Origin of the sequence: Marinomonas shanghaiensis, assembly GCF_003259175.1 — a bacterium.
Lineage (GTDB): Bacteria > Pseudomonadota > Gammaproteobacteria > Pseudomonadales > Marinomonadaceae > Marinomonas > Marinomonas shanghaiensis.
The window spans coordinates 93583-117960 of the sequence record NZ_QGOK01000013.1 but is presented as its reverse complement, the minus strand read 5'-3'; the positions used below and the strand labels follow the sequence as shown (position 1 = coordinate 117960).

25 protein-coding genes are annotated in these 24378 nt (G+C 45.2%); 10 read left to right on the top strand and 15 right to left on the bottom strand.

Annotated features, from left to right (window positions below):
- Nucleotides 1-16: 16 nt before the first annotated feature.
- Complete coding sequence (locus tag DKT73_RS11740) at nt 17-433, bottom strand: GNAT family acetyltransferase (RefSeq protein WP_111638744.1); 417 nt, start codon at nt 431-433, stop codon at nt 17-19.
- A gap of 226 nt (nt 434-659) precedes the next feature.
- On the opposite strand from DKT73_RS11740, the gene DKT73_RS11735 reads away from it, so the two are divergent.
- The gene (locus DKT73_RS11735) at nt 660-1235 is read left to right on the top strand and encodes a DoxX family protein (protein ID WP_111638743.1); all 576 of its coding nucleotides are present in this window, start codon (nt 660-662) and stop codon (nt 1233-1235) included.
- Nucleotides 1236-1317: 82 nt separating this feature from the next.
- On the opposite strand, the gene DKT73_RS11730 is transcribed toward DKT73_RS11735, so the two are convergent.
- From DKT73_RS11730 to DKT73_RS11715, 4 genes are all read right to left on the bottom strand, one after another.
- Nucleotides 1318-1560 carry a hypothetical protein gene (locus tag DKT73_RS11730; RefSeq protein WP_111638742.1) on the bottom strand — a complete coding sequence of 81 codons (243 nt, stop codon included), beginning with the start codon at nt 1558-1560 and terminating at the stop codon, nt 1318-1320.
- A 146-nt stretch (nt 1561-1706) separates the two neighbouring features.
- Nucleotides 1707-1994: a type II toxin-antitoxin system RelE/ParE family toxin gene (locus tag DKT73_RS11725; RefSeq protein ID WP_111638741.1), complete on the bottom strand. Its 288-nt coding sequence runs from the start codon at nt 1992-1994 to the stop codon at nt 1707-1709.
- Nucleotides 1981-2238 (bottom strand): ribbon-helix-helix domain-containing protein, encoded by a 258-nt coding sequence (locus DKT73_RS11720; RefSeq protein ID WP_111608468.1) that lies wholly within the window; start codon nt 2236-2238, stop codon nt 1981-1983. The genes DKT73_RS11725 and DKT73_RS11720 overlap by 14 nt, the downstream gene beginning before the upstream one ends.
- Nucleotides 2239-2326: 88 nt before the next feature.
- Complete coding sequence (locus tag DKT73_RS11715) at nt 2327-3226, bottom strand: LysR family transcriptional regulator (protein WP_111638740.1); 900 nt, start codon at nt 3224-3226, stop codon at nt 2327-2329.
- Nucleotides 3227-3343: 117 nt separating this feature from the next.
- Between DKT73_RS11715 and DKT73_RS11710 the strand changes: the two genes are divergently transcribed.
- A complete protein-coding gene (locus tag DKT73_RS11710) occupies nt 3344-4492 on the top strand; it encodes an alpha-hydroxy acid oxidase (RefSeq protein WP_111638739.1) in 1149 nt (382 codons plus the stop codon).
- A gap of 38 nt (nt 4493-4530) precedes the next feature.
- On the opposite strand, the gene DKT73_RS11705 is transcribed toward DKT73_RS11710, so the two are convergent.
- Together DKT73_RS11705 and DKT73_RS11700 are read right to left on the bottom strand one after the other, a co-directional pair.
- Nucleotides 4531-4992 carry an RES family NAD+ phosphorylase gene (locus DKT73_RS11705; RefSeq protein WP_111638738.1) on the bottom strand — a complete coding sequence of 154 codons (462 nt, stop codon included), beginning with the start codon at nt 4990-4992 and terminating at the stop codon, nt 4531-4533.
- On the bottom strand, nt 4992-5438 hold the full coding sequence (locus DKT73_RS11700) for an Xre family toxin-antitoxin system antitoxin (RefSeq protein WP_111638737.1): 447 nt from the start codon (nt 5436-5438) through the stop codon (nt 4992-4994). The genes DKT73_RS11705 and DKT73_RS11700 overlap by 1 nt, the downstream gene beginning before the upstream one ends.
- A 254-nt stretch (nt 5439-5692) precedes the next feature.
- Between DKT73_RS11700 and DKT73_RS11695 the strand changes: the two genes are divergently transcribed.
- The gene (locus DKT73_RS11695; RefSeq protein ID WP_111638736.1) at nt 5693-5968 is read left to right on the top strand and encodes a type II toxin-antitoxin system RelB family anti-toxin; all 276 of its coding nucleotides are present in this window, start codon (nt 5693-5695) and stop codon (nt 5966-5968) included.
- Between the two features lie 118 nt (nt 5969-6086).
- Here the strand turns inward: DKT73_RS11695 and DKT73_RS11690 are convergent, their stop codons facing one another.
- From DKT73_RS11690 to DKT73_RS11665, 6 genes are all read right to left on the bottom strand, one after another.
- Nucleotides 6087-7796, bottom strand: a complete 1710-nt coding sequence (locus tag DKT73_RS11690; RefSeq protein ID WP_111638735.1) for an L-rhamnose mutarotase — start codon at nt 7794-7796, stop codon at nt 6087-6089.
- On the bottom strand, nt 7793-8806 hold the full coding sequence (locus DKT73_RS11685; RefSeq protein ID WP_111638734.1) for an ABC transporter permease: 1014 nt from the start codon (nt 8804-8806) through the stop codon (nt 7793-7795). The genes DKT73_RS11690 and DKT73_RS11685 overlap by 4 nt, the downstream gene beginning before the upstream one ends.
- 16 nt (nt 8807-8822) lie before the next feature.
- Entirely contained in the window at nt 8823-9830 is a 1008-nt protein-coding gene (locus tag DKT73_RS11680; protein WP_111638733.1) for an ABC transporter permease, read from the bottom strand.
- Complete coding sequence (locus DKT73_RS11675; RefSeq protein WP_111638732.1) at nt 9824-11338, bottom strand: sugar ABC transporter ATP-binding protein; 1515 nt, start codon at nt 11336-11338, stop codon at nt 9824-9826. Before DKT73_RS11675 ends, DKT73_RS11680 begins: the two co-directional genes overlap by 7 nt.
- Nucleotides 11339-11489: 151 nt before the next feature.
- Nucleotides 11490-12485 (bottom strand): rhamnose ABC transporter substrate-binding protein, encoded by a 996-nt coding sequence (gene rhaS, locus DKT73_RS11670; RefSeq protein ID WP_111638731.1) that lies wholly within the window; start codon nt 12483-12485, stop codon nt 11490-11492.
- A 62-nt stretch (nt 12486-12547) separates the two neighbouring features.
- Nucleotides 12548-13330, bottom strand: coding sequence for a DeoR/GlpR family DNA-binding transcription regulator (locus tag DKT73_RS11665; protein WP_111638730.1), 783 nt, complete (start codon nt 13328-13330; stop codon nt 12548-12550).
- A 234-nt stretch (nt 13331-13564) separates the two neighbouring features.
- Here DKT73_RS11665 and DKT73_RS11660 point away from each other — a divergent pair, with 234 nt between their 5' ends.
- The 6 genes from DKT73_RS11660 (at nt 13565) to DKT73_RS11635 (ending at nt 21297) form a co-directional block, all read left to right on the top strand.
- Nucleotides 13565-15655, top strand: a complete 2091-nt coding sequence (locus DKT73_RS11660) for a bifunctional rhamnulose-1-phosphate aldolase/short-chain dehydrogenase (RefSeq protein ID WP_111638729.1) — start codon at nt 13565-13567, stop codon at nt 15653-15655.
- 86 nt (nt 15656-15741) lie between these two features.
- Complete coding sequence (gene rhaI / locus DKT73_RS11655; RefSeq protein ID WP_111638728.1) at nt 15742-17034, top strand: L-rhamnose catabolism isomerase; 1293 nt, start codon at nt 15742-15744, stop codon at nt 17032-17034.
- 270 nt (nt 17035-17304) lie between these two features.
- A complete protein-coding gene (gene bglB / locus DKT73_RS11650; protein ID WP_111638727.1) occupies nt 17305-18423 on the top strand; it encodes a beta-galactosidase BglB in 1119 nt (372 codons plus the stop codon).
- A gap of 68 nt (nt 18424-18491) precedes the next feature.
- Nucleotides 18492-19478 carry a TRAP transporter substrate-binding protein gene (locus DKT73_RS11645; protein ID WP_111638726.1) on the top strand — a complete coding sequence of 329 codons (987 nt, stop codon included), beginning with the start codon at nt 18492-18494 and terminating at the stop codon, nt 19476-19478.
- On the top strand, nt 19478-19996 hold the full coding sequence (locus tag DKT73_RS11640) for a TRAP transporter small permease (protein ID WP_111638725.1): 519 nt from the start codon (nt 19478-19480) through the stop codon (nt 19994-19996). The genes DKT73_RS11645 and DKT73_RS11640 overlap by 1 nt, the downstream gene beginning before the upstream one ends.
- A gap of 2 nt (nt 19997-19998) precedes the next feature.
- Nucleotides 19999-21297, top strand: a complete 1299-nt coding sequence (locus DKT73_RS11635) for a TRAP transporter large permease (protein WP_111638724.1) — start codon at nt 19999-20001, stop codon at nt 21295-21297.
- 108 nt (nt 21298-21405) lie between these two features.
- Here DKT73_RS11635 and DKT73_RS11630 read toward each other — a convergent pair whose 3' ends face one another.
- Nucleotides 21406-22383 (bottom strand): hypothetical protein, encoded by a 978-nt coding sequence (locus DKT73_RS11630; protein WP_111638723.1) that lies wholly within the window; start codon nt 22381-22383, stop codon nt 21406-21408.
- Between the two features lie 148 nt (nt 22384-22531).
- Between DKT73_RS11630 and DKT73_RS11625 the strand changes: the two genes are divergently transcribed.
- Complete coding sequence (locus tag DKT73_RS11625; protein ID WP_111638722.1) at nt 22532-22996, top strand: Lrp/AsnC family transcriptional regulator; 465 nt, start codon at nt 22532-22534, stop codon at nt 22994-22996.
- Between the two features lie 11 nt (nt 22997-23007).
- Here DKT73_RS11625 and DKT73_RS11620 read toward each other — a convergent pair whose 3' ends face one another.
- Nucleotides 23008-24231, bottom strand: coding sequence for a winged helix-turn-helix domain-containing protein (locus DKT73_RS11620; RefSeq protein ID WP_111638721.1), 1224 nt, complete (start codon nt 24229-24231; stop codon nt 23008-23010).
- Between the last annotated feature and the right edge of the window lie 147 nt (nt 24232-24378).

Genomic DNA, 24378 nt, shown 5'->3' with positions numbered 1-24378 from the left:
CTATTGGCTGTCTGTCTTAATCTTTTTCAAGACGCTTCCCCATCCCGATAACAGGCTCTACGCCATAGCCCAATGATTGATAGAATCGAATAACGGCTTCGTTAGAAGAGCGCACTTGCAGATTAATTTTCGGACAGCCTTTGGCTTTTATCCGTGCCTCCACAGCCTGCATTATCGCTTGGCCAAAGTCCTTTCTTTGGTACGACGGCTTTACCGCCAAATAATTAATCCAACCACGATGACCTTCGTAACCCCCCATCACAGTGGCAATAATCTCCTCTTCTATATAACCCACCAAAAATAAATCAGGATCTACTTTTCGCTTCCTATCAATGTCCTTCACCGGATCATTTTGTGGAACAACAAGGCCACAGGCATGCCATAGAGCAACCACCTGATCTTGGTCTGTCTTATCAAACACTCTAATTTTCATGCTCAATCTCTGCCTACTTATAATGGGACAAGGCTATTTTATTGCTGATTTTCGTCATAGAAACGTTTTTAGGCTAAAAGGACAATTTAGCCAAAGCATTCATTCTCAATTTCACCTTATATGAATAGCAATGGCTTGATCCAAATCAGCACTATAAAAATACCTAATGTTACTCTCTTGCTTATCAAAACCACCTATGGAAACGACTAACGTCGAGAGGGAAAACATGTCCAATCTACCTGTCTTTAAGAACGAAAAGAACCATCTATACTTACCATTTATGAGCAATTTTTATAATACATTCGCGCAACCATTTGGCTGGGCATTGTTTCGTATTATCATTGGCGGCATGTTGGTGATTGAAGGCTGGCCTAAAATAGTCGCGCCATTTGCTCAAGTTGGCTTTGTGGAAAACTTAGGCTTTTATCCCGGCTGGCTTTGGTCTCCTATGCTAGCTGGCATGCAGTTCTTTGGTGGTATGTTTCTTGTGGCTGGCTTGCTAACGCGCCCCATCGCTCTAGCCAATGCGGTCATGTTAGCCATCACCTTATGGTTCCACATTGCTCACCCTTATGGCGATGCGTTATTAACCCAAGCAGGCATAGAGGCACTGAACTCTGGCAGTGAGTTTTTCACTGCCAATGGCATAAAACGCTTAGCCGATGGCGGCGGGACCTTTCTTGCTTCAGTACAATTAAAAGCAGAACTTGCCTCTATTTTCTGGACGGCTGGCGCGTTGTTAATCGCCGCATTTGGTGGCGGTTATTTCTCGCTAGATCGCCTGCTTAAAAAACAATTCTAAAGTGGTATGACGACTATAAAAAGGAGCCTATTTCAACTTGGCTCCTTTTTATACAATACATTTTTCCGCCATCAAACCCACATCATAAAACCGAACGAATTCGAGAGAAACGGGCGGCGTCAATAATAGACCACAGATGAAAAACCGCACCAACTAGCCACATGAAAAACAGAATAACGGTCGCGCCCAAGGCATAACTCACCGCGGTTGCCACAAAAAAGAACAGCGCCATAAAGATTCGACCTTGGACCAATTGACCTAATCCGGGAATAAAAACATTACAAAGTGCCGCAATCACATTGCCGCCAGAACCTTGACCAGACATAAGTGCTCCTATCGTAAAACCACTAAAAAATTAAGAATAAGGACAAAACAGCCAAATGGAAAGCCTCTTCACTTAAGCAGCTGGCTAAAAGTATTGCGGTTGAACTTAAGTAAGTCGACTGTCTTTTTACTTACCACTTCACTTCTTTAAAGTTCCGTTTTTATATCCTGCTTCCCTAAAATACGTACAATTAAGATATGTTCCTTATCTAAACGGTAGTAAATCGAATGTGAGCCGTAAACACTACGGAAGTACCCTAAACGAATGTGATTAATGGCTGGGTACTGTTTTGGTTGATAAGCAATAGCATCAAAACGTTTTTTCATGCCAAGCTGATAATCTAATGCTTTGGACAGACCAAACTGTTCAATACCAAACTCGAAAATTGCCTCGAAGTCTTCAGCTGCCGCTTCTGATAGTTTATAAGCTATCATTTTCTCGGTGCTTATCCATCACGGTTTGGATAATCTCCTCTGGTGTTTTCAGGCTTAAGCCACTTTTTTCGCCAGCAATTAATGCAGAACGAAGCTCCTCGATACTATTTTCATTTTCTTTTTGACGCGCTTTACGAATGAGATCGTTAATGACATCACTACGACTGGAAAACTCTTTGCTGTCAATTTGAGACTGAAGCCATTCGGCATTAGGCTCTGTAATGGAAATACTGGCTCTGGTCATCTCAATACACCTCATGATGCAGTTATGATGTAATTTAGCATCATAACTAGAAAATAAACGCTCATCTAGACTTTCTTTCACCATCCTATCAAAAATATTCTTTCTTATTCTGATACGCCTGCTTGATATGCTCTATCAATAAACGAAGCTTTTCTGGCAAGTATTTTGTAAAAGGGTAAATGGCGTAAACCCCCAGCCGCCGCGGTTGGTAATCCGTCAAAATAGCGACCAGCTTGCCTTGCTGTAGATCTTCATACACGCAGCAGCGCGGCACATAGACAATCCCGAACCCCGCCAAAGCCGCCTTGCGCAATGCTTGGGCGTTATTCGTGGCGAAACTACCGCTAATTCGCACACTTTCTTCAATGCCATTTCGAGTAAAACGCCAATCAAACGAACCTTGGGCTTGGTAGGTATAGGCCAAACAATTATGGTCTTTCAGCGCCTCTAGATCATTGACTTCACCCTGTGTCTCAAGATAGCTTGGTGAGCAACAGACAATCCAATTGGACTGGATTAAAGGCTTAGCGATCAAACTAGAATCTTCCAACTTACCGGTGCGAATGGCCAGATCGAGTCCTTCTCCCACAAGATCGACAAAATCGTTTTCAAGGCGCATATCCACACTGATATTGGGATATTTTTGACAAAATTCGGCAATGGCTTCGGCCAGTAACAACTCACCGGAAATAGTCGGTACCGACATTTTAATCGTCCCCGTTAAACCTTGGCTAAAGGCTGACACAGAGGCAATCGCATCGCTGACTTGGCCTTCTATATTTTTCGCATGGACATACAAACTCTCCCCCGCTTCGGTCAAACTGAGCCGCCTTGTGGTGCGATGAATCAACTGCGCACCAAGGTCTTGTTCAAGCTTACTAATGCGTTTACTCAGTGCCGGTGTTGAAAGGCCAGCTAATTCGGCCGCTTTATTAAAAGATCCCGAGTCGGCAACATGAACGAACAGTGTTAGATCAGTAGCGTTCAACGATAAGGCTCCATTTCATTAAGTTGTTTTGAGAAAGAGTTTATTAGTTTATGTCGTATTTATCGCAAATAAAACTAAGACTATAGTGAACACATACAATAAAAGGAGCAAAAATCCATGCGTCTCAAAGATTGCCACAATTTCCAAGACTTTCGCACCTTAGCCAAAAAACGCCTGCCAGGGCCGATCTTCAATTATATTGACGGCGGTGCCGATGATGAGACAACTTATCGACGCAACACCGCGGCCTTTGAAACCTGTGACCTTGTGCCCAGCGTCCTGACTGGCGTAAAAGAAGTGGACTTATCTGTCACTGTGATGGGACAAAAGCTCGCGCTGCCCATATATTGCTCACCAACCGCATTACAACGCTTATTTCATCATGACGGTGAAAGAGCCGTTGCTGGTGCCGCGGAAAAATACGGCACCATGTTTGGGGTGTCATCCCTTGGCACCGTGAGCATGGAAGAGATCGCCAAGCAAACCACTACCCCTCAGGTCTATCAGTTTTACTTCCATAGAGACCGCGAACTGAACCGCGCCATGATGCAACGCGCCAAAGACTCTGGCATACAAGTGATGATGCTGACGGTGGATTCCATTACTGGCGGCAACCGAGAACGCGACCTTCGCACTGGCTTTGCAATCCCCTTTAAATTGAACCTAAAAGGCATAATGCAATTCGTTCTTAAGCCTATGTGGGGCATTAACTACGTGACTCATGAAAAATTCCGTTTGCCACAACTTGAAGAGCACATCGACATGGGTTCTGGCGCGACTTCCATTGGAGACTATTTTACCAACATGCTCGACCCATCGATGAACTGGGATGACGTGGCGGAAATGGTGAAATTCTGGGACGGCCAGTTCTGCTTAAAAGGCATCATGAGCCGAGAAGACGCCCGCAAAGCAGTAGAGATTGGCTGCACTGGCATCATCATTTCCAATCATGGCGGTCGCCAGCTTGATGGCTCCCGCAGCTCCTTCGATCAGCTCGCAGAAATCGTCGATGAAGTAGGTGACGAAATCGACGTGATATTCGACAGCGGCGTGCAACGCGGTACTCACGTGCTCAAAGCTTTATCTCTTGGCGCCAAAGCCGTCGGCATCGGCCGCATGTACTTGTATCCACTCGCCGCCGCTGGACAACCTGGTGTCGAACGCGCACTTGGACTGATGAAAGCCGAACTCGAACGGGACATGAAACTCATGGGCAAAACATCGATTGATCAACTCAATAGAGAAAACCTGCGATTTCGGTCTTAGTCTTCGACATATTAATTAATAGATTTGCTCTGCTACAACTAACGTGGAGCTAATCTTGGATCGATAGAAAACGCGACTCGTTGAGCAATCGATGTAAATTCTCGACATTGGGGGTGTCTCGGATTTAGTAACGCACAAAAGTCACCCGATATAACACTGGGCACCAATAAAACAAGGCTTTCAACATTCTCAAGCCATTCCGCCCCCATGTCAGCTAACTCTTGCGGTGCTGGATAATCTCTCCAATTTTCCGGTAGATCACTCTCTTGAAACGCCATAATCAACTCTTCTGGAACATCGATGGACAACATCGCGTACTGATCTAAGGCTTTTGCGTCAGTCAAATGCGCCACCGTTTCAAGTAGACAGACAGATTTTGATTCACCTAAATAAACGCAATCCAACCCTTTGGGGTTCCAGCGACCACCATAAGTTCTTGCGCCATAACCATCAAACGCAGTATCAGCAAACTCCATTTTGCACAAACGATAGAGCTTCATTAGATGATAACCCCATGTTTAATTCTACCGATAAGGTCTATCACCGCTTCTTGCCCTAACGGATATCTCGCGTAATCAGCAGGGCTTATACCACCGAGAGCAATGGCTGGTGTATTTAGCCAGTTTTCTGCCTTTTGTTTATCTTGATCAAACAAATTTAATGTGGCATCAATGATTCGAGCAGCGTTATAGACTTTGACGGCAGAAGCCCCCGTCCATTTTGTACGCGCTCTTGTGTGGCGGCTCAACGTCCCTCGGTCAATTCCTGCCGCTTTCATCACGGTGATCTGCTTGATTTGAGCTTGTTTTACAATGCGTCCAATAAAAGCAAAGTCAAACCCTTCTGCCAATTGATTTGACGCACTCACTGGATCATTAGACAGCGCCAATGCAGACAGAAGCCCTACTTTTTCTTTTTTACTAGGTTTAAACGCTCGAATTGTCATAGTGCCTCCGAATTATGTTGCAACTGCAACATTTATTGTAGCGATTGCATCAAAATACACAAGACACTCTCTTCTCTAATTATCCTATCGAGTCAAATTACCCTTACCCCAACCCTCATAAAGTTAACTTACATGTAAACATTCATTCTCGTAAAAGTTCACCTTAGTGTTAATATTTGGGTATGAGGAATTAAATTTTTACATCACGGAAGATGGCAAGTCGCCAATAGCAGACCTTATTTCGAGGAAAAAACATGAGTGATTTAAAAAAGTATTTAGCAGACCGCAAAGCGGTCAATAAAAATTTTAATGACGGTTACGACGAGGGTTATCAAGCCTTTAAATTTGGTGTATTGCTCAAAGAAGCGCGAAAAAGTGCAGGGTTAACACAAGATGAATTAGCGTTAAAACTGCATACTCAAAAAAGCGCCATCTCTCGTATTGAAAACCACTCTGATGATGTAAAGCTATCGACTCTTGAACGTTTCGCTACCGCTCTGGGGAAAAAATTAGAAATACGTTTGGTTTAATGTTTCCATCTACAAAACTATAAAAAAATCACATACAACGCCTCATGAAGAGTTCGCGCCATTGTCGGTGTGAGACGTTGTTAATAGTTTTTTACAGCCGAATTAAATTTAGCGAAAACTACAACTCCCCCACTAAATCCCGCCATTGCTGACGATACAGGTTCAGCAGTGGTTTTATTTGCGCATCACATAGAGCAAGGCTGAGACGGCCTTTTAGCTTTAAGCTTTTGTTAGACAGCAAGGCTGCGCCGCCGGAGGTGCCGGTGACATCGCGGGAGGCGTAAATTTCGTTTTGGCTGCGCATACAAGCCAATAAGGTGAGGAAGTTGAGGTTATTACTGAATGCCCCTTCGACAATCACGGTATCGCTGCTGTCCATCAGATCCAGACAATAATCCGTCATCAAGGCCACATACACATCCGCCAAAGCAGACTGCTGGGCGGAGGTTAATTCCACACCACGGTTAATAATGCGACCTTCGCAATGGGCAAATGGCCCGCCACCTTTGGCAAAGGCGGGTATCGCTAAAATACCGTGCTCAAGGATAAAGCTCACGTCGCTCAAGGTGGCTTTGCTGTCGCTGCGCAGTTGCTCCCATTCTCGTCCGCCCATAAAGCGAATCGTCGGTGTAGCGCGGCCAAGAGCATCCACATTAGCGAGCATGTCTTTGTCTTCTTGTAATGAATCCAGCTTGCCATTGATGGTGGCAATCACCGTCCAAGTGCCGCTAGACACCACAGTGAGTTTTTCCATCGGTTGCCCAATATAAGGCACCAACGAAGCGTTGGAATCGTGTATGCCGTTGAAAATAACACAACTCGGCGGCAAGCCAATTTCTCTGGCTAAGTCTGGCAAAATGGTGCCCAGTTTTGCGCCCGTTTCCATGACTTCGGGAAAGCGCTCCGCCCACTTTTGTTGCTCACAAAAAGTAGAAAACTGACAGCTGGTCGGATTCCACAGATCGGTGTGACAGCCTAACGAGGTCACCTCTGTCGCCTTGTTGCCACTGAGCTTATAACCCCAATATTGCGGATACAAAAGTAACGAGTCGACCTCAGAAAACTCATCAGGAAAGCGTTTTTGCTGCCAAAATAGTTGTGCGCCCAAATTTAATCCTTGTGGCAATCGAGGACTAAACGATTCACTAAAATCTGGGCGTGCAGCGTCGTATTCTTCTTTTGACTCAGACACACCATCGTATTCGTAATCCAAAATCGGCAAGGCGAGTTTGTCGCCCTTCATGCAGGCAATCGTCGCGCCATGCGTGGTAATCGCAATGCTGGCAATAAAATAGCGCTGAGCTAAATCGGTCAGCGTATCTTTGATCCATTGCCAAATAGAATCCACATCCACGTGAGGATATGGCTGCGCATCAATCACACCATTAACTCGTTTAGCGATCTGCAATAAGGCACCAGTTTGCCCATCCATCAGACAGATTTTAATGTTGGTTTTACCTATGTCTAACACCGCCACTACGCGTGTTTTATCAGGTTGCAACACATTAAAGCGAAACACTTCTTGCAAGGCATCGGCAACGGGCTCAAACGATGGGGTTTTGGTTTCCATGATGTCCGCCATGTATTCCCACCAGCGCTGCATGACAGGATGAGCGGCTAATGCTTTCGCATCCAGATCGTCTGCGTCAAAGGTGGCATACAGTCGGTTTGCGTTTCGATCACTCTCATTAGCATCCAAGTGAATATAATAATTGCGGATGCCATGTTGCTTAAGGTGCTCAGCAAGCTCTGGCCAGAGTTCATCATGACGTTTTTTGTATTCTTCTTCACAGCCTTTGTGTAAGTACATGACTGAGGCGTATCTCATAGCGCTTTTGCCTTTTTGCTTTTATTTTTATAGAGAGTAATGAGTATCGGTAGACTCACTACCGTGATCAGCATCACACCAACAATAATGGTCATCACAATGCCAGGAATATTCAACAAGCCCATGCCGAAGGTCACCAAGCCCATTAGAATCACCGCCAACACCACGCCACCAATGGTGCCGCTACCACCAAGAATGCTCACACCGCCCAATACCACCATAGTGATGATGCTTAGCTCCCACCCCGTAGCAATACTCGGACGTGTGCTGCCCAAACGTGACGTAAGCAACACTGAAGCAATACCAGACATCACACCAACTAGGGTAAACAAGATCAAACGATGTTTATTGACTTTAATACCTGAGTAATAAGACGCTGTGGGGTTATTACCTATCGCGTAGGTATAACGACCAAATTTAGTGCGATGCAATAGCCAATAAAACACCAAGCCAAAAAAGACAAATAGAACCAGTTCAAACGAGAATACCCAGTAAACGTAGCCCTGACCAAAAAACTCAAAACCAGCAGGATAATCACGTACCACCTGATCGCCCAATAAGACATAACTGATACCACGAAATAAACTCATGGTGCCGATTGTCACCACAATAGAGGGGATCTTAAAACCTGTTACCAAAGCACCATTAAACAAACCACAACCAGCGCCAACCAAAATACCAACGCACGCCACCACATACACGGGTGCGCCCATTTGCGCCACCAGTCCCATTAGCGTACTGGAAAGCGAAATAATCGCCGCCACGGAAATATCAATTTCCTTGGCAATAATCAGCATCGCCATCGGCAAAGCAATGAGGGCCTTTTCGGTAAAGTTAAAAGTCGCATCTGATAAATTCCAAGGGTCTAAAAAGTAAGGTGATAAATAGGAATTCATTACACACACCAAAACAATGATCAATATCAGCAAGCTTTCCCACCGGAAAAGCGCTTGTCGCTTACTGGTTAACAAAACATCTGGTGTGGCTGATTTTTTTATTATTGTGTCCATAAAAAGCCTCTTTCTCTTAATGTGATTGCGACGACGCGGAGCCAACTGGCTCCTCGGGCTTACGAAGAATAATCCGTGCTTTGTCTTTGTCGGACGAGGCGTTCGCTACCACAGCGATGATGATCACGACTCCAGAGATGGCCATTTGCCAAAAAGGCGATACGCCAATAATAGGCAAAGCGTTATTCACCACACCAATAAACAAGGCGCCAATCACACACCCCACCACGGTTCCCAAACCACCAACGATGCTAACACCGCCAATCACACACGCTGCGATCACTTGCAGCTCAAAGCCATTGGCGACATCCACGTAAGCCACGGCAAAACGCGATACCCACAAATAACCACACAACCCTGCCAAGGTACCGGATACTAAAAAAGCATAAAACTGCACCTTACCGACATTCACACCAGAATAAAAAGCCGCCATAGGATTGCCACCAGCCGAATAGAAGTTGCGCCCCCACACACTGAATTTCATCGCCCAAAAGGCCAATATAATGGTGATAATCGCCATCCAGGCTAATACCGGAATAGACAGAATTTCATATCGAGGCAAACCAATGAAGGCCTCACTCATTTGGTGAGAATTCACCCATGCGCCGTCTGACAACAAAAAGGTCGCACCGCGATAAATACTCATGGTGCCTAGGGTAATCACAATAGAAGGCACTTTTAATAACCAAACAAACAAGCCATTAATCGCCCCTAAAAATGCCCCAATCCCCAACGCGAGTAACATCAAAACAAACATATTCAAGGTCGGAAAATATTGATTCACCATGGCAACGACCATGCCGGTAAAAGCCACATTGGCCGCCACAGACAAATCAATACAACGGGTTAAAATCACCAGCATTTGGCCTAACGCCAACATGATCAAGATCGAGGTATCATTAAAAATACTGATGCTGTTAGACACACTAATGAAGTTCGGACTGATCGTGCCCACCGCCAAAAACATCGCCAGCACAATCATGCTCAAAATGCCTTCGCGGGAATAAATAAAACGTTTTAACATGTCACATTGCCTCCGGTCGCCAGAGAAACGACTTTTTCAGGTGTCGCATCAGACCGTGACAACTCACTGACAATCAAACCTTCGTTCATCACTAAGATTCGATCAGACATACCCATAATTTCAGGCAATTCCGATGACACCATGATGACGGCCAAACCAGAATCCACCAATTCAGACATAAACTCATGTACTGCGGCTTTTGATCCAATATCAATCCCCTTTGTTGGCTCGTCCAAGATAATGACTTTGGGGTTAGTCGCGAGCCATTTAGCAATCACCACTTTTTGCTGGTTACCACCGGATAGATTCATGACTTTCTCTTCCCAGCAAGAGGCTTTCACTTGTAAACGCTCACAATACTGGCGCGCTAACGACATCTCACTTTCTTGATCCAAATTACCGTGTTTCGCTAAACGGTCCATTTGCGGCAAACTGATGTTTTGATAAATGGGCAACTCCAACACAATCCCTTGCTTCTGACGTTCCTCTGGTACATAGACAATGCCATTTTCTATCGCGTCTTTTGGTGAGTGAATGATCACCTCTTTGCCATTCATTTTTACCGTGCCTGTCACGTGGTCCGTGGTGCCAAACAAAGCCTGCATCACCTCCGTTCTACCTGAACCCACCAGCCCATAGACACCAAGGATCTCGCCTTTTTTCAAACTAAAACTGATGTTAGCGAACTCCGTTGTGTGACATAGGTTACAGACTTCTAATAATGTCTCACCAATTTCTACGTCTTTTTTGGGATACGTGGCGGCTATGCTTCTCGCCACCATCATTTCCACCAGCTGACCTTCATTGGTGTCTTTGATAAAGCCTTCCCCCACATAACAACCATCACGAAACACGGTGTAACGATCTGCCAAGGCAAAAATTTCATCGAACTTATGGGTAATAAAGAGAATCGCTTTGCCTTGTTGCTTGAGTGTATTTACCAATTCATAAAGCTCATGAATTTCATGGTGAGACAGAGCGGCTGTAGGCTCGTCTAAAATCACCACTTTGGCGTCAACCGACAAAGCTCGCGCAATGCCAACCATGTGTTTTTGACCAATACTTAGCTCGCGTAAAATTTGATTGGGATCCATGTGGGCATTGATTGACGACAGAATTTCTTGTGACCTCATCTCCATCGCAGGCCAATCAATGGAAAAATGTTTGGTCATCGGGCCTTTTTTCATTGGGTAATTACCCAAAAAGATATTTTCCGCCACCGTCAGATCATCAAACAACACGGTCTCCTGATGAATCGCCGTGATACCTAAGGCATGGGAATCATGAGGGGAATGAAACTGCACAGGTTTGCCGTTAAAAATAATGTCCCCACCATCCGGTTGATAAATGCCAGTCATGGTTTTAACTAGAGTAGATTTGCCTGCGCCATTTTCACCAATTAACGCCGTCACTTGGCCGGGATATAGGTCTAAATTAACACCGTCCAGCGCTTTGACGCCTGGGAAAACCTTGCTTACCTTTTTTAAACTAAAAATTGCATTGTTCATAACGGCAGCTCTTATTGTTATTGATTCATTATGAAATTATTGAACGAGTGAACGCCCAACCTAACCCTCCCCTTCAAAAACACAAGAGGAGGGAACAAAAGCTCTTAGTACCTTTCCCTACTAAGGGAGGTTGGGAGGCGGTTAATAGCCACTAAAAAATGGAAGAGAATTCGTCGACGTTGGACTCATCATAAACAAAGGGTTTCGCCATGGCGCCGTCACCATTCTCATCCAATGTCAGTGTCCCCATGCGGCCCATTGGGACTTCAGTTTTTGTACCTTTGCCTTTAACAAGGTTGTAAGCCAACATAGTTGCTGAGTAACCAAGGTCTATTGGGTTCCAGATAGCAAAACTATGAATCGCACCACTGTGCACATGACCCGCTAATTCAGAAGGCAGACCCAAACCGGTCACATAGACTTTGCCCGTTAAGCCCAAATCACTTACGGCTTGTGCTGCCGCCAGAATGCCAACGGTAGTTGGTGCCACGATGACATCTAGATCGGGATGATTTTTGATCAAAGCGGTCGCTTCACGGAAGCTCTTATCCGCAAGGTCATCACCATAGACAGTATCGACAAGTTTTAGATTAGGGAATTGGCTAAGAGATTTTTTCATCTCACCAATCCAAATATTTTGGTTGGTTGAGGTTGGTGTTGCGCTCAGGATGGCAAACGTACCGGAGGTTTTGCCTTTGGCTTTAATGGCATCCGCAGCAAGCTGGACGTTCATTTCGCCAATTAGGCTGTTACTAGAAGGGTTTAAGTGAATTTGGCGGCCTTCTTTGCCAACACCAGAGTCCCAAGAAATCACTTTAATACCACGCTGTTGTGCTTTTTTCAAAGCAGGAACCAAGGCATCCGCGTCATTGGCAGACACGGCGATGGCATCAACACGCTGTGCAATCAATGAATTGATGATCTCAATCTGGCCTTCTGCTGTGGTTGATGTAGGGCCTGTGTAAATAATCTCTACGTCACCGAGCTCTTTCTTGGCTTCTTCTGCACCGCGGTACGCTGCTTCAAAAAAACCAATCCCCAAAGCCTTTACCAACAACGCGACGCGAACCTGCTCCGCGGCATAGGCACCAGAAGCAAACAAAGTGGCAGACGCCAACACACAAGCTGTGATGAGTTTATTTTTCATAATTATCTCCAAGAGCGCGCTCATCATCACACAACGAGATGTTGTCTTATCCGAGACGCGGTTTATTGTTTTTGTTTTTCCACTATGATCAAACGACACCCTGCCGACTTAATCACTTCTTTACTCTTGTTATCTATTCCATCGTCCGTAATGACGATGTCTATCTGCGACAAAGGACAAATGATCATACTTGATCGGTTTTGAAACTTTGTACTATCAACCAAAAGCACCCGCTGATCGGCTCGATTTATCAGTTTCATTACCGCTTGTACGATCTGAGGATCTGTCTCCATCACACCGTGAGAATTTACCCCGTATGCACCGATAAAAAGAATGTCAGCGTAAGTGTGATTAGCAATATCATTCGGGAACGGACTCAATATAATGTTCTGCTCCCGATGAATTTTGCCGCTCGGCACGGTCACGCTGCACTTGCTCTTTTTGATCAATTGATCGGCAATAGAGAAGGAGTTAGTCAGGACTTGTAGCTTTAAGCCACGCATGTACTCAGACATAGCCGATGTGGTTGTACCACCGCTGATCATGATCGACATATTGTCCGATAATAAATCCACTGCGGCTTTGGCTATACCTCGCTTTACATCCGTATTAATCGTCTGATTGACGGAGTAAGGTCGCCCCAACAAACTGGCATCAGACGGTGGATTGATGGCTTCCGCCCCACCCCGTACACGACGCAGTTTTCCCTCTTTGTCCAAAAAACCAATGTCTCTTCGTATTGTGGCTTCAGACGCACCTAATACATCCACTAAATGCGCTACTGTCACAATAGGTCGAGTCTCGACTTCTGACAGGATCACTCTGTGCCTTTCAATTTCGTGCATCGATCATCCTCGATATTCAATATAATTAATTTTCAATCATTATCAAGCACTATTAATCACAAACCATCGAAAAAGATAAAAAATGCTTGAAAATGATTATTTTTGTTTTAGTATGAAGGTTATCGATCATTCTAACCCGCTGGTTGTGCATAACAAAAATAAATTTAAGTCTTTATTAAATAGCCATGAAACAAAGTTTTACGCTATTAAATAGGCAATACTTGAGGTTAAACGATGTCTACTAACTTACTCCCTACTCTTTGGAATGACGCGGATGCGTCTCTTCTAAGTGAAGCTGAATTATTGCAATATCGATCAAACTTGCTTGGTTCTGACATGCGCGTTACCAACTACGGCGGCGGCAATACCTCAGCAAAACTGCAAATGAAGGACCCTCTCACGGGTGAAAAAACCACCGTATTATGGGTAAAAGGTTCTGGTGGCGATATTGGTTCAATGGGACTGGATGGCTTTTCCACTCTTTATATGGACAAATTGAATCAGCTTTTACCACTGTATCGCGGACTTGAGTTTGAAGATGAGATGGTCGCTTACCTTCCGCATTGTACTTACAATCTAAACTCCCGCGCCGCCAGCATCGATACGCCACTTCATGCCTATTTGCCTTATCTTCACGTCGATCATCTTCATCCAGATGCCGTGATCGCGATCGCAGCAAGCAAAAACAGCAAACAGCTCACACAAGACATTTTTAATGGCGAGATTGGCTGGCTTCCATGGCGTCGACCAGGTTTTCAGTTAGGCATGGATTTGCATAAAATCGCCACCGAAAATCCGCATTTAAAGGGCGTCGTACTGGAAAGCCATGGTCTTTTTACCTGGGCTAATGACAACAAAGACTGCTACCTCAACTCACTGAATATTATTAACAAAGCACAAACTTGGTTAGAAGAACAAAGTGCTGGCAAAGCCGCCTTTGGTGGTGAGCGATTTAACACATTACCGGACGACAAACGCCAACAAGTGGTTTCAAGCTTAATGCCACTGATTCGTGGTAAAACCAGCGAGAAACAACGTCAAATTGGTCACTTTAATGCGTCCGACGAAGTATTGCAGTTCGTTAACTCTAAAGATCTAGATCGTCTTGCAAAACTGGGTACCTCCTGCCCAGACCATTTCTTGCGCACTAAGATTCGCCCTTTTGTGGTCAATTACAATCCAGAAACTGACAACCTTGATGAAGTAATCGAATCATTGGACCAAAGCCTTGCAGAATACCGTGAAGATTACGCGGGTTACTACAACCGCTGCAAACGCGATAACAGCCCAGCAATGCGCGATCCAAATCCCGTCATTTACTTGATCCCAGGGGTGGGTATGCTGTCTTTTGCCAAAGACAAAGCCACCGCTCGTATTGCAGGGGAATTCTACGTAAACGCCATCAATGTCATGCGCGGCGCAGACAGCGTCAGCGAATACGTCGGCCTACCGGAGCAAGAAGCCTTCGACATTGAATATTGGCTATTAGAAGAAGCCAAACTGCAACGTATGCCAAAACCCAAATCCTTAGCGGGTCATATCGCCTTGGTTACTGGCGCGGCTGGCGGCATAGGCCTTGCTACCGCTAAACGTCTCGCTAAAGAAGGCGCCAACATCGTATTGATGGACATAGATGAAGACGCTCTGCAAACTGCTCAGGCGAATATGAACAGTGAGTTTGGCAAAGATTGCGCGTCTAGCATCAAAATGGATGTGACCAATGAAGACGATGTCATCCGCGCGGTGAAGCATTGCGCAGTGGCCTTTGGCGGTTTGGATATTGTTGTTTCCAACGCTGGTATAGCCTCTTCCGCGCCATTAGAAGAAACCTCTCTTGCTCTATGGAATAAAAACCAAAGCATCTTATCAACAGGTTACTTCCTGGTTGCTCGTGAAGCCTTTAGTCTGCTAAAACAACAGAACATGGGTGGCAACATGGTGTTTATCGCCAGTAAAAATGGCTTGGTTGCCAGCGCCAACGCCAGCGCCTATTGCGTCGCAAAAGCCGCTGAAATCCAGCTTGCTCGCTGCGTTGCCCTAGAAGGCGCACCGCTTGGCATTCGTTCAAACGTGGTTAACCCAGATGCGGTTTTACGTGGTTCAAAAATCTGGACTGGCAAATGGAAAGAAGAAAGAGCCAGTGCGTACAAACTGTCGACCGATGATTTAGAAGAACACTATCGCCAGCGCAGCATGCTGAAGCTAAATGTATTCCCTGAAGACATTGCGGAAGCCATTTACTTCTTTGCGTCAGAGGCCTCCTCTAAATCGACGGGAAATATTCTGAATGTCGATGCGGGTCACGCACCGTCGTTTACTCGCTAACGACGGTAGATATTTACTCAAAGACCTTTGCAGGCGCTATCGTCGTCGCAAAGGTCTCGATTAAAAGAACAATAAAAGGAATCACCATGAAACAACTCATTGATCAAAATTTGCTACAAGAGCAAAACGCCAAGCAAGAAGCCGCGGTCACTAGTGACTACCATGCACTGGCGAAAAAATTGGATCGCTCCGGCATCAAAATTGACACTATTTTAGAGCAAGCTAAGCAATTTACCGTCGCCGTTCCCTCTTGGGGAGTGGGCACAGGTGGTACGCGTTTCGCCCGTTTTCCAGGCAAAGGCGAGCCGCGCAATATCTTCGAAAAACTTGACGATTGTTCGGTTATTCAACAGCTATCACAAGCCACTCCAGCCGTTTCTCTGCATATTCCTTGGGACAGACCAAAAGATCCAAGCGAGCTACGCCAATACGCTGAGCAATACGGTTTGCATTTTGACGCAATGAATTCCAACACATTCCAAGATCAAATCGGTCAGGAAGAATCGTACAAATTCGGCAGTTTGACGCACACCAACAAAGCCGTGCGCGAACAAGCTATTGCTCATAATATCGACGTGGTGGAATTAGGCCAAAAGCTCGGATCAAAAGCCCTCACCGTTTGGGTGGGCGATGGCTCCAACTTCCCCGGCCAACAACACTTTAAAAACAGCTTCAGCAATTATTTAGACAGCATCAAAGCCGTTTACAACAGCCTGCCAGACGATTGGAACATGCTGCTGGAACACAAAATCTTTGAACCTGCTTTCTACTCAACTGTGATTCAAGACTGGGGCAGCAGCTACCTTGCGGCTAAAGAAACAGGCGAGCGTTGTTTGTCTCTCGTGGATTTGGGCCATCATGCGCCGAACGTCAACATCGAAATGATCGTCAGCCGTCTTGCGCAATTCGGCAAGCTGGGCGGATTCCATTTCAACGACAGTAAATACGGCGACGATGATTTGGACAGCGGCTCGATAAATCCTTATCAATTATTCCTAATTTTTAACGAATTAACCGATATACGCGCACAAGATCCGTCTTACCGTCCCTTCTACATGTTGGATCAATCCCACAACGTCACCGACCCAGTGGAAAGTTTGATGTACAGCGCAGCGGAAGTACAACGTGCTTTCGTGAAAAGCTTACTAGTCGATCGCAACGCGTTAACACAATACCAAGAAGCAAACGACGCCATGATGGCGCAAGCCAGCTTAAAACAAGCGTACAACATGGATGTAGAGCCCATATTGCAAATGGCGCGCTTACAGGCCGGCGGTGCCATCGATCCAGTGAGCTGTTACCGAGCAAGTGGCTATCGTGCCGCCGTCGCCAAGGCTCGTCCTGCAGATCCGAATAAAACGGGCTCTGGGATTGTCTAGTAAAGATAGACAAGTTTTGTAGGTCGCGGCTTTAGCCCGACAAAACGTAATTTATCGTGATGAGCTTGTTGTCGGCATACTTTTAAATGACATCTGAAGAGATTAAAAAATATAGCTTTAAAAGAGGCTATATTTTTTTGGCAAAATTAAATTTAGAAACAACGTTTTATTAAAAAAATACCATTTTAATAAAAATTTAAACTACTATTTCAGCTAGCGCTCTTATACTTTATATTCAGCTCAGTTATTAAAATAATAAAAGGATTGAAAATGCACACATTATTAAGTCAACCAACCTATGTCATGCCAAAGGCACGTACCATAGAACTGATCGAGCGACTCACCGACAATCTTATCAACATTGAAGATACTACTGGCGATTTTTTGCTGCGCCTTGAAGATGGTCGTGTCATCGATACCAAAGGCTGGGCTGGCTGGGAGTGGACTCATGGAATAGGTCTATATGGCTTGTTCAAATACTGGCAAACCACCAATGATCCCAAAACATTAAACATCATTCACGACTGGTTCGAGCAACGTCTTAGCGAAGGTACGCCCACCAAAAACATCAATACTGTCGCCCCCTTTTTAACGTTAGCGTGTTTGCATGAACGGACACCAAAAGAATCTTGGATTCCGTATCTAGAAGAATGGGCTGAATGGGTAATGTACGACATGCCACGCGTACAAGAAGGCGGCTTGCAGCACATCGTTTACAACAGCGTGAACCACAATCAAATGTGGGACGACACCTTAATGATGAGTGTTTTACCTCTCGCTAAAATCGGTAAATTGCTCAATAAGCCCGAATACGTCGAAGAAGCGAAATACCAGTTTTTGACCCACATTCAATACCTGATGGACACCCAAAGTGGTCTGTGGTTTCACGGTTGGACCTTTGAAGGCAACCACAACTTTGCCAAAGCCTTGTGGGCTCGCGGTAACAGCTGGATCACGATCGTCATTCCAGAATTCATCGAGCTATTAGATTTGACCGAGAACGACCCAATTCGTCGCTTCTTACTGTCTACGCTGGAACGACAAGTGAAAGCCCTGAGCGAACGGCAACACCGCGACGGCCTTTGGCACACCTTACTGAATGACAGCAGCACCTATCTAGAAGCTTCCGCGTCGGCCGGATTTGCCTATGGCATCTTAAAAGCCGTGCGTAAACGCTACCTATCAAAAGACTATTTGCCTGTGGCTGAAAAGGCCATCAAAGCCGTTTGTAACAACATAGACGAGCGAGGCGAACTGCAAAACACCTCGTTTGGTACCGCCATGGGTAACGATCTAGAGTATTACAAAAACATCAAAATCACCGCCATGCCTTATGGGCAAGCCATGGCGATTTTGTGTCTTAGCGAATATTTACGTCGCTACATCTAGCAATCCGCTAGAGAAAAAATGAACCCTCTATTTCTTAAAACGACAATAAAGATAAAAAGGATAAGAAAATGAAACTTAAACGCCTTAGTACCGCATTAACCCTTATTGGCTTGAGCATAACGTCTGTATCAGCCTACGCGGAAAATTTGCGCTTCGGTTATGCCAGCAACGCCACTCCAACCGTTGAAGCGATGAAAAAATTTGCTGAATTGGTCGATCAAAAAACCCAAGGCGATGTGACCATCACCTTCTTTCCTGACAGCCAACTCGGCGGAGAGCGGGAAATGGTCGAGTTACTGCAAGCGGGGTTGTTGGATATAACCAAGGTCAGTGGTGGCCTCATGGAAAGTTTCGCACCAGTGTACGGCGTTTTCTCTATGCCTTATTTATTTGACAGCCAAGCGCACTTTTACAAAGTCATGGACAATCAAGACATTACCACCCCTATTTATGAATCTTCAAAAGACCAAGGCATTTTAGGGTTAACCTATTACGACAGCGGCGCACGCAGCTTTTATACGTCCGAGAAAATCATCCGTAGTGTGGATGACCTTAAGGGTCTAAAAATCCGCGTTATGCAAAGTCCGACCTCCATTAAAATGGTCAAAATGTTGGGAGGCTCGCCTATCGCCATGGGGCAAGCCGACGTCTATTCGTCAATTCAACAAGGCGTATTAGACGGGGCGGAAAACAACGAATTTGCCTTAACCATTGCCCGTCATGCGGAAGTCGCTAAACATTTCTCCTACGACCTACACTCGCGGGTGCCAGATATACTTTTGATTTCTAGTGCAACCATGCAGCGTTTGAGCCCAAACCAGCAACAAGCCGTGCGAGAAGCCGCAAAAGAATCCACCGAGTTTCATAAACAAGCGTGGGCACAAGCCGTCAATGACGCCAAAGAAACCAGTGAAAAACAATTTGGTGTGACTTTTTATTATCCAGATATCAGCGAATTCCAAGCCGCCGTTCAGCCTATGTACGACGAGCTCAAATCTGAGCCTGAAAAATACCAAGTCTACGAAGCGATTCGCCAACAAGCGGAGCCAAAGTAATGCCAACCATAAGACGTTTCCTAGATATATTTTTAGGGACAAGCTGCTCACTCTTACTGCTCAGCATGGTCGGTGTACTGTGCTGGCAGGTGATCAGTCGCTACGTATTTAACGACCCTTCCACCTATACCGAAGAGTTGTTGCGACTGGGATTGGTCTGGTTGTCTCTGTTAGGAGCCGCTTATTCTGCTGGTCGTGGTTCCCATATGGCCATTGACCTACTGCGCGATCTTTCGCGCGGTAGGTTTCGCACATTCCTTAAGCTACTGGTGCCGATCAGTTTTATTATTTTTAGCGTCTACGTGCTGATCATCGGCGGCTTACATAGCATGCAAATTTCATCAAAACAGCTCACGGCGGTATTACAACTGCCGATGTCGAGTTTTTATGCAGCCTTACCCGTGTGCGGTGTGTTGTTGATTTTGTACGCTATTTTAAATTTGATTGATGTCATCAAAACGCCAGCCAATGAAGCGCCTGTAGACGACATCGAAAAATCACTCAATATGGGAGAATAAACATGGCAGGTGAAGCAAGCTTAGTGCTGATTATTACTTTTTCGATCCTGTCTCTTTTAGGATTGCCCTTGGCGATTGCCTTGGTAGCATCGTCGTTGGCTGCCGTCACCATGATGGTACCAGTCGACATGGCGCTGTTCACCTCAGCGCAAAAAATGGTGGCCAGCTTAGACAGCTTTTCCCTGTTAGCCGTGCCATTTTTTATTCTCTCTGGGGTGATTATGAACTCTGGCGGTATCGCCATACGCTTGGTCAATTTCGCCAAGCTGCTCGCAGGGCGTATTCCTGGTTCCTTAGCGCAAACCAACATCGCTGGTAACGTTTTATTTGGCTGTATTTCTGGATCGGCCATTGCCGCATCTACCTCAATTGGTAGCGTCATGGTGCCGATTCAAGCCAAAGAAGGCTATGACCGATCATTTGCAGCCGCGGTGAATATCGCTTCCGCCCCAACGGGCATGCTGGTGCCTCCGACGACAGCCTTTATCATTTATTCCTTGGTATCAGGTGGCACCTCCGTTGCGGCCTTGTTTTTAGGGGGTGCGGTCGCGGGTATTATTTGGGCCTTGGGCTTGGTATTAGTCACCGTCATTATTGCCAAAAAACGCCAATACCCTTTGTCGGACAGTGTGCCGTTTAGAGAAGCGATTAAGATCACCTTAGACGCCATTCCCAGCTTATTCCTTATCGTCTTTATCATTGGTGGGATTGTCATGGGCGTCGTCACACCAGTAGAAGCCTCTGGTATCGCGGTGATCTACACCATGGTCTTGGCGTTTTTCATCCACAAAACCACGCCACTTAAAGCACTGCCTAAGTTTCTAATCGAGACATCACACATTACGGGCACCATCATGTTGCTGTTAGCAGCATCGGCCACCTTGTCTTTCGCCATGGCCTTTACTGGTATTCCAGCCGCCATTTCTGCCTTGATTCTGGGTATATCCAATGACCCTATCATGGTCATGCTGATCATCAATATTTTATTACTGGTGATTGGCTGCTTTATGGACATTGGACCGGCGATCTTGATCTTCACGCCGATCTTATTACCGATTGCCATGAAAGTAGGCTACGACCCTGTGCACTTTGGCGTCGTTATGATCTTCAACCTCGCCATCGGCACGATTACACCACCTGTCGGGACCGGCTTATTCGTCGGTGCTACCGTGGCCAAAGTGAAAGTGGAAAAAGTCATCGTCGCCCTCGCCCCCTTCTACTTCGTGCTATTCAGCTTACTTGCCGTTATCTCCTACGTGCCAGTCATCACCTTGTATTTGCCATCATTATTTGGGCTTTGAATGGATAGTTTTGAATGAATAACTTTAGGGTTTAAAACAATTCATTGATTTAAAATCCGCATGAGAGTTGAATGGCTCCCATGCGGTTCTACTTTAATATTAGTAGTATTAACCGCTGATTTTTTTGTACAAGTATTTACGACACGTACTTTCATCCAGTCGTTTAAGTACAAAAGCCAACATCCCAATCACTGTCACGGCAAAGACCATCCGCCCCCAGAAAATGGTCATAAAGTCCGCGCCAATTAACAGAATCAGCAGGGTGTCTTCAATTAAGCTATGAAGTAGGTTGAGCAACATCATGGCGACAAAAATATCCCGTGGCGAAATGATCCCTCGCTTTGCTTCGTTAATAAGCAAGCCGCCACCAAAAGAAACACCTAGCGTGATGCCAACAATGGTTAAATTTGTGGCTTCTCGACTGATACCAAGCACAGACAAAATAGGCTTAAGCAATATTGCCATCAACTTTTCAATTCCGAGTAATTTCAACAAGCGTAAAAACGTCATTAGCGTAGCAATGATCACAAAGATCATCGCAAGACTTTTAAGCTGATCGATTGCCCAAGCGACATAGCTGGGATCACTCACTGGCGCATGTCGCCAAATCACTTTAGCAGGCGTATTTAACAGATCTCCGCCTTGGTATATTTGATGCAAAATCCACCCCATCAACAAACTGCCACCAAGGCGAATAACAAGCGTCGCCACTACACCAACGCCAGCTTTCTTAGCAACAGCGACTTCAATAGGGAGCGAATGAGCGAGTAACATCAAAGTACCAAGAATTGAGACTTGTGCGACCGTTAAATCGACATCTGTACTTATAAATACCACAAGTCCAGCGTACATATTGGTCACAAGCGTAGTTGCCCATACCAATCCCATTTCACTAGGCAAACCGACCAGCGACATAACTGGGCTCAACCATTGGCTTAATAACTCAATGCCACCAAACTCTTCAAAAACCTTGATCACGATGATCATCGGAATCATGATTTTATAAAGAGTCCATGTGATGCCTAAGATCTCCTTCCAAAGTCCATTCAACAAAAGCCCAACCCAATAGGATATTCGTTCATTCACGTCTCTTTCTCCAAAACAGTCTATGGAGGAAGTGTATTGAGTTAACAGGAAATATGCCGATCAATTTAATGATTGATAATGACAAATATTTTTAATATAAAAACCATTAAGAAATTTTCAAACACAAAAACATATCTTTGAGAAATTTATGGAATTAGACAAGATAGACAGAAAAATCCTCGCCATCTTGCAGAATAATAATCGCATCGCAAACGTGGAACTGGCCGAAGAAGTGGGCCTATCGCCACCAGCTTGCCATAAAAGAGTAAAACGACTGAGAGATGACAACATCATTGTGGGTGATGTTTCTCTTGTGAACCCAGAATTGAGCGGCAATAAACTGACATTACTGGTTTCTGTCGAAATGGAGCGAGATCGTAAAGATGTGTATGACGCCTTTAAACGCGTCATTAGCAAAGCGCCAGAAGTAAGACACTGTTATCAAATAACAGGCAACTATGATTTTATGATGGTCGTTACTGTGCCAGATATTCAAGCTTATGAAAGCTTTGTTGATCGGGTGCTGCACACAGAAGCCAACATCCGAAAATTCCAAACTTCTGTGTCACTTCGAACCGTGAAATCCTCAACTGAAATTCCTTTAAATGGATAATGACAACTTCACTATATTAGGTTTAATGCTTTATTAAGCGCTTGAGCAAGATACTTAGGTTCAACTGATGTGAGCGTGACAAAATCACATTGTTGAAATTCGCTGAATATTTTGATGGCTTCGACGAAAGCGTTAATAACTTGCTCATCATCAAATGTTTTTTCGCCCAGCTGCGACTCTAAATGCAAAGATTTGATTTCTAGGCGGCGTTCTTGTCGGTGGGCTTTGCAATCCATGCGCCCAATGAATTCACCACGAAACAATAACGGCAGGGAAAAATAGCCATATTGGCGTTTTGGCTCTGGTACGTAGCATTCGATCTGGTAATCGTATTGAAACAAGCTTTTGAGTCGATCACGCTGGATAACGCTGTTATCAAAGGGCGAAAGAATCAATAAACGCTTGTTGAGACTCGGCAAGCGAGCTTCTAACGCACCGGTTTCAATAAAGTATATCTCGCCATTGTTTAGTACGACTTGCTCTAACAAACCTTGTACCAAGCGCTCATTGACCAAAGCTTTCATGGCATTGCGCAGCTCTGTATTACGCCTTAGATACGTCAGGCCCTTCAAAGACACTAAACCATGACAACGCAGCTGTTGGTCAAGCATGTGTGTCACAAATTCGTCCAGACTGGGCATAAGGGTATTCACCTGATTCGGCAAAACCCGCTCGGTTAGATCATAATTTTTCTGAAAGCCAACGCGATCTTTCACCATCAAATCGCCTTCCATAAACAACTGTTCGAGTGCTTTTTTCGCAGGTTTCCAATCCCACCAGCCAGCACGATTACTGGTTTTGGTTTCGACATCACGTGAACGCAACGGCCCTTCTGCACGAATACGCGCTAATAATTCGGCCATGAGCTTTCGATCAGGGTGTTTATTCCAATGAGTTTGACCGCTTTTAATCGCTTGTTTATAAGGCAGGGAAAAACGAAAATCATCCATTGGTAGAAACGCCGCCGCGTGGGACCAATATTCAAAAATCCCCCCATCCATCAACATCTGATTCAGCATCGCTGGCTCAAACTTAGGTACTCTAGAATGCAACACATGATGGTGCGCCCGCTCCACCACAGAAATAGTATCTATCTGTACATAGCCTAAATGATTCACTGCCTGACGCGCCCCTGATAAACCGCGCCCAAAAGGCTGAGCCTGCAACAAGCCTTGCGATGCCAAAGCTAAACGACGAAGACGAGCCAAGTCTTTAGGAGACGTTAATTCCATCATAATGCAATGCCTTGTGTTGGGTATCCAATATTCGCAGACAGGGTCACTCTTTGCCACTGCCTCATCAATAAACATCAAGCACCAGTGGTAAAGAAAGGCCATGCGTTATATGATCATTTTCTAACCTTAGGGGAGTAGTCTCTCAGA